This is a genomic window from Marivirga arenosa (assembly GCF_030503875.2).
GTDB lineage: Bacteria > Bacteroidota > Bacteroidia > Cytophagales > Cyclobacteriaceae > Marivirga > Marivirga arenosa.
In genome coordinates, this window is the sequence record NZ_CP129968.2 from 959,750 (window position 1) to 974,435 (window position 14,686).

The following is a 14,686-nucleotide window of genomic DNA, read 5'->3' on the forward strand; positions in this document are numbered from 1 at the left end:
GTTTTTGTCATGCCTAAAACCACAGAACTTATTAAGGGTTGCCAAAAAGGTAACAGAAAGAGTCAATATGAGCTCTACCAGCAGTTTTCCTCAGGGATGATGGCGGTAGCTATGCGCTATTCTAAATCAACCTTAGAGGCAGAAGACATTCTGCAAGAAGGCTTTATTAAGGTATTTGAAAATATTAAGAAGTTCAGAGGTGATTCAAGTATAGGCTATTGGATTAAAAGAATTATCATCAATACTGCACTAAACCATCAGAGAAGTAAATTATATCTTTATCCGATGGTTGACGTTGAGGAAATTAGAGAAGGAGTTGACTCTCTTTCGGTAGATAATTTGGCAGTAGAAGATCTTATGGAATTAGTTCAAAATTTGCCAACTGGTTGTCAGGTTATTTTCAACTTATATGCAATAGAAGGTTATCAGCATAAGGAAATTGCAAAGATGCTTGATATAAGTATAGGAACTTCAAAATCACAGTACGCCAGAGCAAGAAAAATATTAATAGAACAAATTGAAAAGCAAAGTAAGTGGGGGAATGAAAGATTTCAATAAAGATAATTTTAATAACTCAATCCGTAAAAAGTTTGCGCAAGCTGAAGTACAGCCAGGTAATGGTGTATGGGAAGCTATTGAAGCAGATCTTTTAAAGCAGGATAATAGAAGAATGCAAAAAAGAGCTGCTTTTTATAGAAATCTTGCGGCTGCAGTTATATTCATTGCTTTGATTTCTATCTATTTCAATCTTCAAGACTTTACAATCGGAAATAAAAATAGCACACAAACTTCTATAATCCCGATAGAGTTGAATGATGATAATGCTCAATTAACTGTAAGTGATAACGATATAGTTGTAAGTCAACCTGAGGCAGGAAATAAATCTAAAAGTCAGTTCGTGGATAATGGCAGACAAAATAGGAATCAGTTTGCATTGATTGGGGATAAGCAAAATCAGAATAAGAAAGGTGCCATACTAGTAGCAAAGAATGATAATTTTGATAATGAGTTAAATCAAATTTTTGTTCCCAAATCGTCTAATAGTATTGCTAGCCTAGACAAGCTTGATAGTAGAACCCCTATGGATTTTAAACTACCAGAATTTGAAATAGAAGTAAATGAGGTAACTTATTTTGCTGTTAGTGAAATTGTTAACAAAGAAAAATCAGGCCTTTCGTGGAATACCAATTTAAATTTAGGATCTGGTAATTTCAATCCTAATTCTGAAATAACAGAAACACCAGTGTTTTCAACAGTTTCTTCCTTAAACAACCCTGGAACCAGTGGTAGAACTACTGCAGAATTTATGGATGTTGTAAATGAAGAACGAGAAGCTGTGGAAAATTCAAGTTCTGCACCAATGGAAGGAAGCTTGTCCTTTACATTTGGTGTTAATTTTGGAGTGTTGTTAAATGAAAGATGGAATATTAGATCAGGTGTGCAATATGGATCTTACAGGTCATCATCTATGAGTAGTACTGTGTTAAGAGATAGAAATAGCGATGAACTATATCCTTATCATGGAGCCAGCAGCTCAACAGAAATTTCTGATGGGAGAGTAGTAAACGTTACTTCCGAATATGACCTTTATAATGATTTTCAGATATTCACTGTACCTTTAATGGCTTCATATAAAATAATTGATAGAAAGTTTGATGTTTCCCTTGTTGCTGGATTATCAGCTGATGTTATCGTTAGTAATACACTAAAGGGTGCTACTGAAAAAATAAATGAAGTTAGATTTGATAGAAAAGACAGGCAATCGTATAAAAATATGTTTGCCAGTAGTCTAGCAGGTTTGGAAATTAGTTATCCATTTAGTGAAAAATATGCAGTTAGTGTAATGCCTACTTATAAAAGAGCACTTTCAAATATCACATCTGAAAATGCTACTTTTAATAGTACTCCTTCATTTGTAGGTCTTAATATGAGTCTAAACTATATGTTTTAATTATCAGATTAGATTAATCATCTGATTCTCCTTTATTGGCATATTCACCTTTAATTTCTTTAAATGCCATATCCAATTCATTTAAATCGTAAGGAGATTTAATGAATTTTGCAGAAGCTTTCGATTCTAAAATCGGAGTCTTTACTATTTGAGGATGATCTTTAATTAAGGTTAATAAATCATCTTCATCAAATTCTTTTCCCTTTAGAATATCTTGATAATAGTCATTATTAGTATTGATTAAATCTTGGATTTCTACACCAAGCTTTTGAGCAATTTCTGCCCATTGTCTTTCCGTTAAATAAACCTTTTCAATATCAATTTCATTTATATAATGTTGATCAATTGATTCAGCATATGCTAAAGCTTCTCTCTCTTTAATTTGATTTTTATTATAAATGAATTTGAGTTCCATATCTGATTTTTTCATTTCATTATCCATATGTATATATACTATATGCATATGTTAATGTTTAGCTAATGGCTTAAAAATCAATCGTATACTCTAAGGTAAGATTAAGATAGGCATTTGCATATCCAATCTTAATAACTGAAAAACTTTGTTATTGGTGGTTCCTTTTGGGAGATGAAGTAGAATCAAATATGTATTTATTTGATTGCTCGTTTATAATTGGTTTGAGGGACATTATCTTCTATATTAGGTATAGTATTAGAATTTCTGTCATAACTTCAAATAAAAGTTTAGAGTCTTCAGCTACTCATAACAGCTTAATTTCAGGATTTTATTGTAGGGGAACAACTAAGCTTGACTGATGGGATCTAAGAGAATAAAAATCTCAATTAAAAGTTTGCTTAAACTACAAATAAAAGTTTTAGACTATATAAAATTAAAATAGCGGAATTCTAAATTTAATATATAGGTTAAATTCAGGATTTAGTGCAATATTGGTTCTTCCGTAACCAGGTATATTCTTTACTTTTACTATATCAAAATTGTCATATTCTTGAAGATATTTCAGTCTGAATTTAAATCCAGCAGATAAAATGTCTGGAATTTCTGTGCCAAATAATCTTCTAACATTTTTTTCTGAGGACATTACGAATTCAAACCAAGTAGCTTTTAAGTTTGGTCTTGATAATTCATTTGTTTCATTAGGGAATACTGGATTTTCTATTTCATAAGAAATCGTTTCATCAAAAGAGGCTTGCGCATATCTTAATCCTAGAAGTAGAAAATTGTTAGGTATAACGGTTAAGTGATAATCTACCCCCACTCTGTAATATTTACCAGATGAGATATAATCTGCATTATTATATGCTTCTTCAGGCCTTAATTCTGCAATTCCATATTCTCCTATTGCCGATACTTTATCAAAAAACTTTAGATTAAGTGCACCTTCCCACTTCTGGCTTTCATCAATCAATAAAGTATGTAATTTAAGATAATCAAATGCAATACCTAAACTTAAAGTTTGAGCTACCTTCTTATCTTTCTCAGTGGTATTAACAGCAGTTGAATCTTGAGCAGAAACCTTTGTTAAGATTAAGGAAAAGCTTAATAGTATAAGTAGGATTAATTTAGATTTCAACATAAATTTCTAGTTGATTGCTTATGCATTCATTAATTGGTGTGCAACCGAATGGGCCTCTAATTGAATCAAAGCTGTGTTCGATTATTTCAAGACTTTTAGCTGATTTAGTTATTTTATTATTGATGATCGTATCAAACAATTCATATTTTATTTTTAGATATTCTTCCTTTTCAACAAACTCAATAGCAATAGCATAATCTGATTCATCTTGATTTGTATTAATAGGGATTCTGAAAAGCTTTAAGCTATCAGATCCATTTTTATCTTCAAATAAATTTTTTTCTCCATTAATAGAGGCTATGCTAATTAATTTGCTGTTAGTGTCTTTAATTAAATCATTTATTAAAGTTAAAGAATCACTTTTCACTGTTTTAGCGTTATTCAAAGCTTGCTGAATAGAAGAATTATCCGGATTCGCCAAAGCATCATCTATCGAATCGATTTCAGTTTCTATTCTTGCTTTATCTGCTATTAAAGTATCTAATGAGCTCTTGTTGAGAATGCTTAATTTAAAGTAGGGGTAGGTATTTCCAGGACCACAATCATCACATGGTTCACATGCCCAAAATAGTGTGGAAAAAATAATTATGTTTAGTAAGACTTTTCCAGCAATTTGCTTCATGGATGCAAAATTAAACTTTCTAATTGATTTTTAATATGCTTTTGGATTAATCCTGCGTGAAGGCAAAACTTATAATATTAGCTCCCATTTTTAAAGCTTTTTGTCTTACTGACTCAGGATCTTTATGAATACTTGGATCCTCCCAACCATTCCCTAAATCACTTTCATAGGAATAAAAGCATACAACTCTGCCTTCATGAATAATGCCAAAGCCTTGCGCTGGTTTTCCATCATGCTCATGAATTTTGGGCAAACCATCGTCAAAATCAAATTTTTGATGGTAGATAGGATGATCGAAAGGGATCTCAACAAAATCAGATTCAGGAAAAACCTTTTTCATTTCTAATCTGATAAATTGATCTAGTCCATAATTATCGTCTATATGTAAAAAGCCTCCTGATATTAGATAATTCCTAAGGTTTTGGGCTTCATTATCTGAAAAAACAACATTTCCATGTCCAGTCATATACACATATGGGTATTGATAAATTTCATTACTTCCCACTTCAACTACATAGTTTTTATTATCAAAAGGAATCTTTAATTCTTCTTCACAGAAATTAAGAAGGTTGGGCAGAGCTGTTTTGTTGGCATACCAATCTCCTCCTCCATTATATTTGAGCTTCGCAATTTTAATGTCCTGAGAATAGGCAAAGCTTAGAATTGAAGAAAGTAATATTGTTAATGAAAATTTTTTAATCATTTTAAATCAATTCAGTAAAGTCTTTTGCTTTTAATTTAACATCATCAGGCAATTCTTCCTTTTTAAGAGAAGTATATAATCCTATGACGTCCATTCCTGCATTTTTAGCGGATTGTATACCTGCTAATGCATCTTCTAACACAACGCAATTTTCCGGAGAAATATTCAGTTCTTCAGCTGCTTTTAAATAAATCTGAGGATCAGGCTTTCCTTTTATTACCATAGTGCTATCAATTACTGCATCAAAATAGCTTCGTATATCTAAGCCATCTAAAGTGAAATCTGCATTTGCAGTAATGGCAGAAGTAGCGACTGCCATTTTTAATCCTTGTTTTTTGGCATCTTCTAAAAACTCAAGCAATCCTTTTGTGGGAGCTAAATCTTTACGGTACAAGTCACGGTAAATCTTCTCTTTTTCCTCTGCTAATTCCATCACTTCTGAATGTGTAGCGTTCGGTTTTAACTCCAATATAACCTCTTGAATGGTTCTACCATTATATTGATTTTGAAATTCCTCATTGGTAACGATTTTACCGAATTGTTTTAAGAATAGTTGTAAAGCTTCAATGTGATACGAAATATTATTGATGATCACACCATCCATATCGAATATGATGGCTTTTTTATTGGAGAATAATGGGTGCATATAAAAGATTTAGAATTTAGAATTTAAATCTATAGATTAATTATTGATTTTAGAACTTTATGCCATTTTAAACCTATTTCCAGGTAGCGATTTTATCAATCCTTGCATTTCTAAATTCAAGAGTATTCCTGCTAATTTATTTAGACTTATTTGACTTTTAATACTTAAAATATCTATAGATAACTCTTTATTGTTTTGAAGAAGGGTATTAATTACATTTTGCTCGTCTTGACTTAAAATACTTAAATCAATTACTTTTTGTTTAATCTCGGCTTGCTTTTCCAGCTCCCAGTTCATTACGTATAAAATGTCATCCACTGTCTCTACTAAATGCGCTTTATGCTGTTTTATAAGCTTATTACATCCCTCGGAATATTTGTCCCCGATTCTTCCTGGAAATGCAGCCACTTCTCGGTCGTATGAATTAGCTAATTCAGCTGTAATTAAAGCACCGCCTTTTTTGGCAGCTTCCACTACAATCACTAAGTCGGCCATTCCTGCAATAATTCTATTTCTGGCAGGGAAATTAAATGCATCAGGCTTTGCTCCAAAAGCTTGTTCACTAATGATTCCACCTGAATTCAGCATTTCATTTACGCTTGCTTTATGAGCAGATGGGTAAATAACATCAATTCCAGAGCCTAATACAGCATAAGTAGATAATTGATTCTTAAGAGCAGCCCTGTGCGCATAAATATCAATTCCATATGCTAATCCACTTAAAATAATGGGGTTTAAAGGACTTAGCTTTTTTACTATCTCTTCCGTTAATCTTTTACCATATTCCGTAGCATTTCGAGTACCCACAATTGCTATTGTGGGTTGTTTAGCATTTAAAGGGAAATTACCTTTTGTATATAAAAGAATCGGAGCATCTGGGATTTGCTTTAATCTGTAAGGATAGTTTTGATCAGTATAACTAATGATTCCGACATTTTGCTGTTTGGCTTTTAGATATTCTTTTTCTGCAAAGTCAGTAATTTCAGCACTTTTTAAACTGTCAATTGTTTTTTTACCAATTCCAGGAACCTTGATAAGTTTAGAATAGGGAAGATTCAATACAGCTTGTGCAGAGCCACAATAGCTGATTAAATTTTTGATGGTGACATTTCCAATTTTGGGGATAAGATGAAGGCTCATCAATGCCTTTTCTTCGGCATTCATATGGGTTTTGGTTGATGATTGTTTTTAAATATTCTCTTTAATCTCGGTTAAAAAGGTTCTTATTTTTCTCAATGAATCGAGCATTTCCATTTTATCTCTTACCTCATTAGAATCATTTTTAAGCATATCTTTTGCACCTTGTAAGGTAAAGCCTTTTTCCTTCACCAAGTGATAAATGAGCTTTACATTTTCAATGTCTTCTTTTGTGAATTGTCTATTACCTTTTCTATTCTTTTTAGGCTTGATAATATCAAATTCCCCCTCCCAAAAACGAATTAATGAGGTGGCAACATCAAATTGTTCAGCTACTTCACCAATGGTGTAGTATTTTTTCTCTATGGTTTTTTCCTTATATGGCACAGTTTCTTAAAATTGATCTTGAATATAGCGAATATTACCTTCGGGGTCAATTAAAATTTTAGAATCCTCGAAATCTTGTTCAGTTAATTCTTTAATTTTTTGTGCAGCCTTATGGCTTATATCTATCTCAGGTATTCCAGCACCCTTTTGGACTGCTGAAATAATTTTTCCGTTTATAAAATGTCCATCATCCGTTATCCAGATTTTTGCGATTGGAGCTAATCCATTTTCGCCTCTTAAATTAAATCTTCCGTAGGTAGCGAAGTTCCCTAAACTGTAAGCAATAAATCTGTTTTTATATACCTCAATGGCTCTGGCAACATGGGGCCCATGGCCAAAAATAACATCAGCACCTTCATCTATAAGGGCATGTGCAAATTCATATACGTTTCCTCTATTTTCACCATAGAAATATTCTCTTTCTCTGGTTACATGCTGATATTTTTTTCCTTCAGCCCCACCATGGAAAGACACAATAATAACATCAGTCAAACTATCTAAATGCTTGATTATTCCTTTTGCAGTCTCCAAATCATTTATGCTTTGTGTTCCATTATTCGGTGAGAAGGCTGCAAAACCATAGCTTACTCTATCTTTTTCAAAAATTGTATAAGGTTGAGCCAATTGGCCTGCATGGTAAATACCGAGGCTGTCTAGAACTCGCATTGTATTTTTTCTTCCTGTTTCACCAAAATCACCAGCGTGATTATTTGCAAGGCTCATCATATCAATCCCAGCATCCACATAATGTTGTGCTAGGTATTCAGGACTTCTAAAAATATAGCATACTGAAGGATCTGAACAATGCTTTGCTTCTCCTCCTTCATTCAAGATAACTCCTTCCTGATTTCCGAAAGTTAAGTCTGCATCTCTTAAAACATGATCTACAGAAGAAAGCATGTATTTTCCTGAATCTTGCGGTAAGTAACCTTCATGAGGGAAATTGGTACCGATCATGATATCACCAACTCCAATTAAGCTAATAGTATCCTGTTCCTTAGGATAAATGGCAAGGTCTACCTCTTCCTGAATTTTAACGGTATCTTTTGACTCTATTTTAGTGGTATCGACTAATGACTCTGAAGGCTTTGGATCTAGCTCTTCTCTTAATTCCTCTTTATTTACATCATTTTTTGAGCTTTGAACAGTTTGACTTGTTTTACATGCTGAAAAAATAAATATAAAAGCAATAAAGATAAATAGTCTATTAATCATTGTATTGTAATGAATATTAAAGGATAAAAAAAGCAGTCGGAAAGACTGCTTTTCATATTTGATGAATGTTAACTTATCCTAAAGATTGATTTTCTCTAGATGATAATTCTAATAGTTTTTCGTATTCCTCATCCGAAACATCCTGATAGAAATAGTGAACCGGATTGATAGGACTGCCATCTTTATGAATTTCGTAGTGAAGGTGTGGAGCAGTTGATGTACCTGTAGTGCCTACAAAACCAATACAATCTCCTCTTTTCACTTTATCACCTCTTTTCACATTGAATGATGACATGTGGGCATATTTAGTAACGAAACCATAGCCATGGTCTATCACTACTAATTTTCCGAAACCACCGAAGGTTGTTCTTACTAATACAACTTCACCATCGCCAGTAGCATAAATTGGAGTTCCTCTAGGAGCAGAGAAATCGCAGCCTTCGTGCATTCTCACTACTTTTAGGATTGGATGCATTCTCATTCCGTAACCAGAGGCTAATCTTTTTAATTCTTTATTTGGGATAGGCTGTATAGCAGGTATAGAAGCCATCATTTCTTCTTTGTTCTCAGCCATCTCTAAAATCTCATCATAAGATTTTGTTTGGATGTACATTTGCTTCTTCACCTTATCCAATTCCTGCATCATGCCAAGAATAAGATTTTCACGCTCTAATTCACTTTCAATAATATTTTTGTAACGCTCAGCACCCCCAACACCAGCAGATCTAATGCTAGAAGGGATAGGTTCAGCTCCCATTATATTACGGTATACTTCATCATCTCTTTCTTGTAAAGAGGATAATACCTTCTGAACATTATTTACTTCTTTTTCCATCATTTCATAATAGAATTGAAGTTCTTTGTTCTCTTTTTTCAATTGAGCCTCTTTTGGAGAGTCAAAATAAGCATTATAACCAATTATAATACCTACTGCTAAAATTAGCGAGACAGACAAAAAGCCCAGTAAATTCAAAAAAATGTCCCACTTTGATACTTTTACTCGCTCGTATCTACAAGTTTCTGTATCGTAATAGTATTTAATTCTTGCCATTCCGTTTTAGACTCGTTAAAAACTTCTAATTTTGTGTCCGGATTATTTAATCCGCAAAATTGCATAAAGGTTCATCAAAAATCAAATTTTTTGTTGATTCTCAACGCGATAGGCAAATATAGAAAAAATATTTTAAAGTAAAACATTAAATACAAATACTTTACTCTATGACTTCCAGGGAGATACGTAAAAAGTTCTTGAATTTCTTCGAAGAAAGACAACACAAGATAGTGCCTTCAGCACCAATGGTAATTAAAGATGACCCTACCTTAATGTTTACAAATGCAGGGATGAATCAATTTAAAGATTACTTTTTAGGGAACAAAGTGGCCGAAGCAACCCGTGTTGCTGATACTCAAAAATGTTTGCGCGTATCCGGTAAACATAATGACTTGGAAGAAGTAGGTCATGATACTTATCATCATACCATGTTCGAAATGCTAGGAAACTGGTCTTTCGGGGATTACTTTAAAAAAGAATCGATTGCTTGGTCATGGGAATTGTTAACTGAAGTATTTAATCTTCCGAAGGAAAGATTGTATGTGACTGTATTCGAAGGAGATGAAAAAGATAATATTCCTTTTGATCAGGAAGCTTTTGATTTTTGGAAGGCTCATATTGATGAAAGCAGAATCTTAAAAGGCGATAAAAAAGATAATTTCTGGGAAATGGGCGATACAGGTCCTTGTGGTCCTGCATCTGAAATACATGTGGACTTAAGAGATGAAGCTGATATTGAAAAAATCCCTGGAAAAGATTTAGTAAATAACGACCATCCGCTAGTAGTTGAAATATGGAATCTGGTATTTATTCAATTTAACCGAAAAGCGGACAGCAGTCTGGTTCCTCTGCCAGCTAAACACATTGATACTGGAATGGGCTTTGAACGTATTTGTATGGCAGTACAAAACAAAAAGTCTAATTATGACACCGATGTTTTCACTCCTTTATTGGATGAAGTAGCAAAAATTTCTGGAAAGAAATATGGTGAATTAAGTAAGACTGATATTGCTTTTAGAGTAATTGTAGATCATATACGAGCAATATCGCTTTCAATTTCTGATGGGCAATTGCCTTCCAATAATAAGGCAGGTTATGTGATTAGAAGAATTTTAAGAAGAGCGGTTCGCTATGGCTATACTTTCTTAGATTTAAAAGATCCATTTTTATACAAGCTGGTTCCCATTCTGGCTCAACAATTTGAAGATGTATTCCCAGAATTAAAAGCACAGCAAGAGTTGGTTGAAAAGGTAATTAAGGAAGAAGAAACAGCTTTCTTAAGAACTTTAGAAAATGGATTGAAAAGATTGGAGTCTATCAAATCTGAATTATCATCTTCTAAAAATAAGTTGATCTCAGGTGATGTGGCTTTTGAATTGTATGACACTTATGGTTTTCCATTAGATTTAACAGCACTAATTGCGAAAGAGAATGGCTTAGAAGTGGATGAAAAAGGCTTTGAGCAGGAAATGGCCAAGCAGAAAGATCGCTCTAAATCAGCGGCTAAAATGGAGACTGGTGATTGGCAGATTGTAAATGAAGGCAGTGATGTTGAATTTATAGGATATGATGAGGTAAAATCAACATCAAAAATTTTAAGATATAGAACGGTTAAAAATAAAAATAAGGAGCAAATACAGTTAGTACTCAATAAAACTCCTTTCTATGCTGAAAGCGGAGGGCAAATAGGCGATACTGGTATTTTAAAAGTTGGGGATGAAACCATAAAAGTTTTAGATACTAAAAAGGAGAATGACCTGATCGTTCATTTTGTAAATAAAGTGCCTTCAAATTTAGCAGCAGAGGTACAGGCTGAAATTGATGAAGATAGAAGAAGAAGGATTGTTTATAACCACTCTGCTACTCATTTATTACATGCAGCTCTAAGAGAAGTTTTAGGGGATCATGTTCAGCAGAAAGGTTCATTGGTTTCTGAAAAGCTTTTACGCTTTGATTTTTCTCATTTTTCTAAAATGACGGATGAAGAAATTCTTAAAGTAGAAAGAAGAGTAAATGAGAAAATCCGTGAGAATATTCCTCAGCAGGAAGACAGGAACATACCAATTGCAGAAGCCAAAGATAAAGGTGCTATGGCCTTATTTGGTGAAAAATATGGTGATTTCGTAAGAGTAATCACTTTTGATCCTAATTATTCTGTTGAGTTATGTGGAGGAGTTCACGTACCTGCAACAGGTAATATTGGTCAATTTAAAATCACGACTGAAACTTCAGTTGCAGCGGGAATTAGAAGAATTGAAGCGGTTACGGGGGAAAGAGCAGAAGAATATATCTTAGACCAAGAGGATGTTTTGAATCAAGTGAATGCTTTATTGAAAAATCCTAAAGACTTAGCTCAAGCTGTGGAGCAATTGATGAAGGAGAGAAATGAATTGCAGAAAGCTTTAGAAAAGGAACAGTCAAAACAAGCAGGTCAATTAAAAGATGAGTTGGTAAAAGATGCCGAAAAAAGAGATGATATAACTTTTATCATTAATAAAATCAGTTTACCTAATGCAGACGCATTAAAGAAGCTTTCTTTTGAATTGAAAAATGAAGTTGATTCCTTATTTGCAGTTTTAGCATGCAATGTTGACGGTAAACCTCAAATCTCAGTGGTAATTTCTGAGAGCTTGGTTGAAGCTAAAGATTTAAATGCAGGTAAAATAATCCGTGATTTAGCGAAAAATATCCAAGGTGGCGGTGGAGGACAGGCATTCTTCGCAACTGCTGGAGGTAAAAAGTTGGAGGGCTTATCTGATGTAGTGGATCAGGCTAAAACATTAGCAGCTGGAATTTAAATTATGTCTTTAGAAAAATCCATAAGAGATAAATATACGGTCGTAATAGGGCTGGAGGTACATGCTCAATTGCTTACGGAAAGTAAGTTGTTCTGTGCGGATGATACTTCTTTTGGGGCAGAACCTAATACCCATATCAGTCCTATTTCATTAGGTCATCCTGGCACACTGCCTAAGCTTAATAAAAAGGCAGTAGACTATGCTATTAAGATGGGATTAGCTTGTGAGTCAAAGATCACAAAGCATAATGTTTTTGCCAGGAAAAATTATTTCTATCCGGATTTACCTAAAGGATACCAAGTGACTCAGGATAAAGCACCTATTTGCGTAGGTGGAAAGGTATGGATAAAGCCTAAAGATTCAGATAAGGAAAGATCTATTGCTTTAAATAGAATCCATATGGAAGAAGATGCAGGTAAATCTATCCATACAGAAGATGAAAAGGATACGCTGGTCGATTATAATAGAGCCGGTGTACCTCTTATTGAAATAGTCACTGAACCAGATTTGCGCAGTGCTGATGAAGCCTATGCTTTTCTCACAGAGGTAAGAAGAATAGTGCGCTATCTTGAAATATGCGATGGCAATATGGAAGAGGGTTCTTTAAGATGTGATGCGAATATTTCAGTCATGCTTAAAGACGCAAAAGAATATGGTAATAAGGTGGAGGTTAAAAACATGAACTCCATAAGAAATGTGCACCGAGCCATAGAGCATGAAGCGGAAAGGATTATTGCATTATTAGAAAATGGTGAAAAAATCATTTCGGAAACAAGAGATTTTGATGCAGCCAGTGGTACTACTTCCAGCTTAAGAACCAAAGAAGAATTAAACGATTATCGCTATTTTCCTGAACCAGATTTATCTCCACTAATAGTGGATGAAAAGTGGGTAGCTGAAATAAAAGCACAAATGCCTAGCTTGGCTCATGAACTGAAGCAAAAATTTATCAAGGAATACAAATTACCTGACTATGATGCAGATGTATTGGTGGATACTAAAGAAATAGCTACTTATTTTGAGTCCATTTGTAAACACACCAAAAATTATAAATCTGCTTCAAACTGGTTAATGGGCCCCATAAAGTCTTATTTAAATGATAAGAATATTAGGATTACTGAATTAAATATGGAGCCTAAGCAATTGGCTGAGATAATTCAATTGGTCGATGATGCTAAAGTAAGTAATACGGTAGCTCAACAACAGATTTTTCCAAAGATGTTGCAAAACAAAGGATTGTCTGCGGAGACTATCGCAATTGAAGATAACTTATTACAAGAAAGTTCGTCTGAAAATATTCAGCCTATTATTGATGAGGTTATCAATGATTTTCCTGATAAAGTGAATGCATATAAATCAGGAAGAAAAGGTTTGATTGGTTTTTTTGTGGGAGAAGTAATGAAAAGAAGTAAAGGAAAAGCCGATCCTAAAAAGACAAATGAATTAATACAACAAACTCTAAATTAGAATATGAGAAATATTTTGAAAAATTCTGCAATAGCATTAGTAGCCAGTTTACTGATGTTTTCTTGCGGCAGCAGTAATGAAGACAAAGCAGGAACTACGATAAGTGGGACAGTTGAAAATCCTCAAGACCAAGGTGTAATTACACTAGCTAAAATCAGCGCTGGGAAAAGAGAGGTGTTAGATACCTTATACCTAGATGCTAATAATACTTTTGAAACTACAGTAGAAACTCAAGGTCCTGAATTCTACCAATTAAATTTCTTTAATGCTCAAGTTGCTACTTTAATTGTAGATAATGAAGATCTAGAAGTGATTGCTGATGGTTCGAGTAGAAATGGTAAGTTAGAAATCTCTGGTTCAAAGGACATGGAATATATGGAGCAACTTCAAGATATCATGAAGAAGCAAAACGAAGAGGTTCAAAAAATCAATCAGGAGTTTATGGCTGCAAGAAATGCCAAGGATGATGAGAAGATGAAAAACATCCAAGACGATTTCTTATTGATGCAGGAAAAGAAAAAGGAGGATATTAAAAAGAAAGTAGAAGAGATGTTACCTTCATTAGCAGCAATTCAAGCTATGAATTTCTTCAACCCTAATGATGATTTTCAGTTCATGAAAGATGTAGCAGATCGCATTGCTGAAGCACATCCTAATTCAGAAATGGCTTCATTCTATAAAAAGCAAATGGATGAAATGGCTAAAATTTCAGTAGGAGCACAAGCCCCTAATTTCACTATGCCTAATCCTGAAGGTGAAGAAGTTAGCTTATCTGATTTCAAAGGGGATTATGTGTTGGTAGACTTTTGGGCTGCATGGTGTAAACCTTGTAGAGCTGAGAATCCTAATATAGTGGAAGCTTACAATAAGTATAAAGATCAGGGATTCCAGATTTTAGGTGTTTCATTAGATAAAAAGAGAGAAGATTGGTTGAAAGCCATTGAACAAGATAATTTAGATTGGACACAGGTTTCCGAATTGAAATACTGGCAAACTCCAATTGTTCAAGAATATAAAATTAATGGTATTCCATTCTCTTTACTTTTAGATCCAGAAGGTAAAATTGTTGCTAAGAATTTAAGAGGTGAGAGATTGCACGAAAAATTAGCTGAGATTTATGGTGATAAGCCAGCAAGCTAATCATTAGAAGAATTGA

General features: G+C 33.7%; 14 protein-coding genes. 5 read left to right on the forward strand and 9 right to left on the reverse strand.

Annotation, left to right across the window (positions count from 1 at the left end):
* Positions 1–9 precede the first annotated feature (9 nt).
* On the forward strand, positions 10–558 hold the full coding sequence (locus QYS47_RS04105; RefSeq protein WP_308357644.1) for an RNA polymerase sigma factor: 549 nt from the start codon (positions 10–12) through the stop codon (positions 556–558).
* A complete protein-coding gene (locus tag QYS47_RS04110) occupies positions 542–1,951 on the forward strand; it encodes an outer membrane beta-barrel protein (RefSeq protein WP_322347815.1) in 1,410 nt (469 codons plus the stop codon). Before QYS47_RS04105 ends, QYS47_RS04110 begins: the two co-directional genes overlap by 17 nt.
* Before the next feature lie 13 nt (positions 1,952–1,964).
* On the opposite strand, the gene QYS47_RS04115 is transcribed toward QYS47_RS04110, so the two are convergent.
* From QYS47_RS04115 to QYS47_RS04155, 9 genes are all read right to left on the reverse strand, one after another.
* Positions 1,965–2,414 (reverse strand): arsenate reductase family protein, encoded by a 450-nt coding sequence (locus QYS47_RS04115; RefSeq protein WP_322347816.1) that lies wholly within the window; start codon positions 2,412–2,414, stop codon positions 1,965–1,967.
* A 385-nt stretch (positions 2,415–2,799) separates the two neighbouring features.
* The gene (locus QYS47_RS04120; protein ID WP_322347817.1) at positions 2,800–3,504 is read right to left on the reverse strand and encodes a DUF6048 family protein; all 705 of its coding nucleotides are present in this window, start codon (positions 3,502–3,504) and stop codon (positions 2,800–2,802) included.
* On the reverse strand, positions 3,491–4,126 hold the full coding sequence (locus QYS47_RS04125) for a hypothetical protein (RefSeq protein ID WP_322347818.1): 636 nt from the start codon (positions 4,124–4,126) through the stop codon (positions 3,491–3,493). The genes QYS47_RS04120 and QYS47_RS04125 overlap by 14 nt, the downstream gene beginning before the upstream one ends.
* A 46-nt stretch (positions 4,127–4,172) precedes the next feature.
* The gene (locus QYS47_RS04130) at positions 4,173–4,829 is read right to left on the reverse strand and encodes a DUF4159 domain-containing protein (protein ID WP_322347819.1); all 657 of its coding nucleotides are present in this window, start codon (positions 4,827–4,829) and stop codon (positions 4,173–4,175) included.
* Position 4,830: 1 nt separating this feature from the next.
* Positions 4,831–5,475: an HAD family hydrolase gene (locus QYS47_RS04135; protein ID WP_322347820.1), complete on the reverse strand. Its 645-nt coding sequence runs from the start codon at positions 5,473–5,475 to the stop codon at positions 4,831–4,833.
* A 57-nt stretch (positions 5,476–5,532) separates the two neighbouring features.
* The gene (gene dprA / locus QYS47_RS04140; protein WP_322347821.1) at positions 5,533–6,639 is read right to left on the reverse strand and encodes a DNA-processing protein DprA; all 1,107 of its coding nucleotides are present in this window, start codon (positions 6,637–6,639) and stop codon (positions 5,533–5,535) included.
* Positions 6,640–6,663: 24 nt separating this feature from the next.
* A complete protein-coding gene (locus tag QYS47_RS04145) occupies positions 6,664–6,999 on the reverse strand; it encodes a MerR family transcriptional regulator (protein ID WP_308357637.1) in 336 nt (111 codons plus the stop codon).
* Between the two features lie 6 nt (positions 7,000–7,005).
* Entirely contained in the window at positions 7,006–8,214 is a 1,209-nt protein-coding gene (locus QYS47_RS04150; RefSeq protein WP_322347822.1) for a CapA family protein, read from the reverse strand.
* Between the two features lie 73 nt (positions 8,215–8,287).
* Positions 8,288–9,265: a M23 family metallopeptidase gene (locus QYS47_RS04155; RefSeq protein ID WP_302103505.1), complete on the reverse strand. Its 978-nt coding sequence runs from the start codon at positions 9,263–9,265 to the stop codon at positions 8,288–8,290.
* 167 nt (positions 9,266–9,432) lie between these two features.
* Here QYS47_RS04155 and alaS point away from each other — a divergent pair, with 167 nt between their 5' ends.
* From alaS to QYS47_RS04170, 3 genes are read left to right on the forward strand one after another with little or no spacing between them, the layout of a single operon-like run.
* Positions 9,433–12,063 carry an alanine--tRNA ligase gene (gene alaS, locus QYS47_RS04160; protein WP_322347823.1) on the forward strand — a complete coding sequence of 877 codons (2,631 nt, stop codon included), beginning with the start codon at positions 9,433–9,435 and terminating at the stop codon, positions 12,061–12,063.
* Positions 12,064–12,066: 3 nt separating this feature from the next.
* Positions 12,067–13,530, forward strand: a complete 1,464-nt coding sequence (gene gatB / locus QYS47_RS04165; protein WP_322347824.1) for an Asp-tRNA(Asn)/Glu-tRNA(Gln) amidotransferase subunit GatB — start codon at positions 12,067–12,069, stop codon at positions 13,528–13,530.
* 3 nt (positions 13,531–13,533) lie between these two features.
* On the forward strand, positions 13,534–14,670 hold the full coding sequence (locus tag QYS47_RS04170) for a peroxiredoxin family protein (RefSeq protein WP_322347825.1): 1,137 nt from the start codon (positions 13,534–13,536) through the stop codon (positions 14,668–14,670).
* The last annotated feature ends 16 nt before the right edge of the window (positions 14,671–14,686 follow it).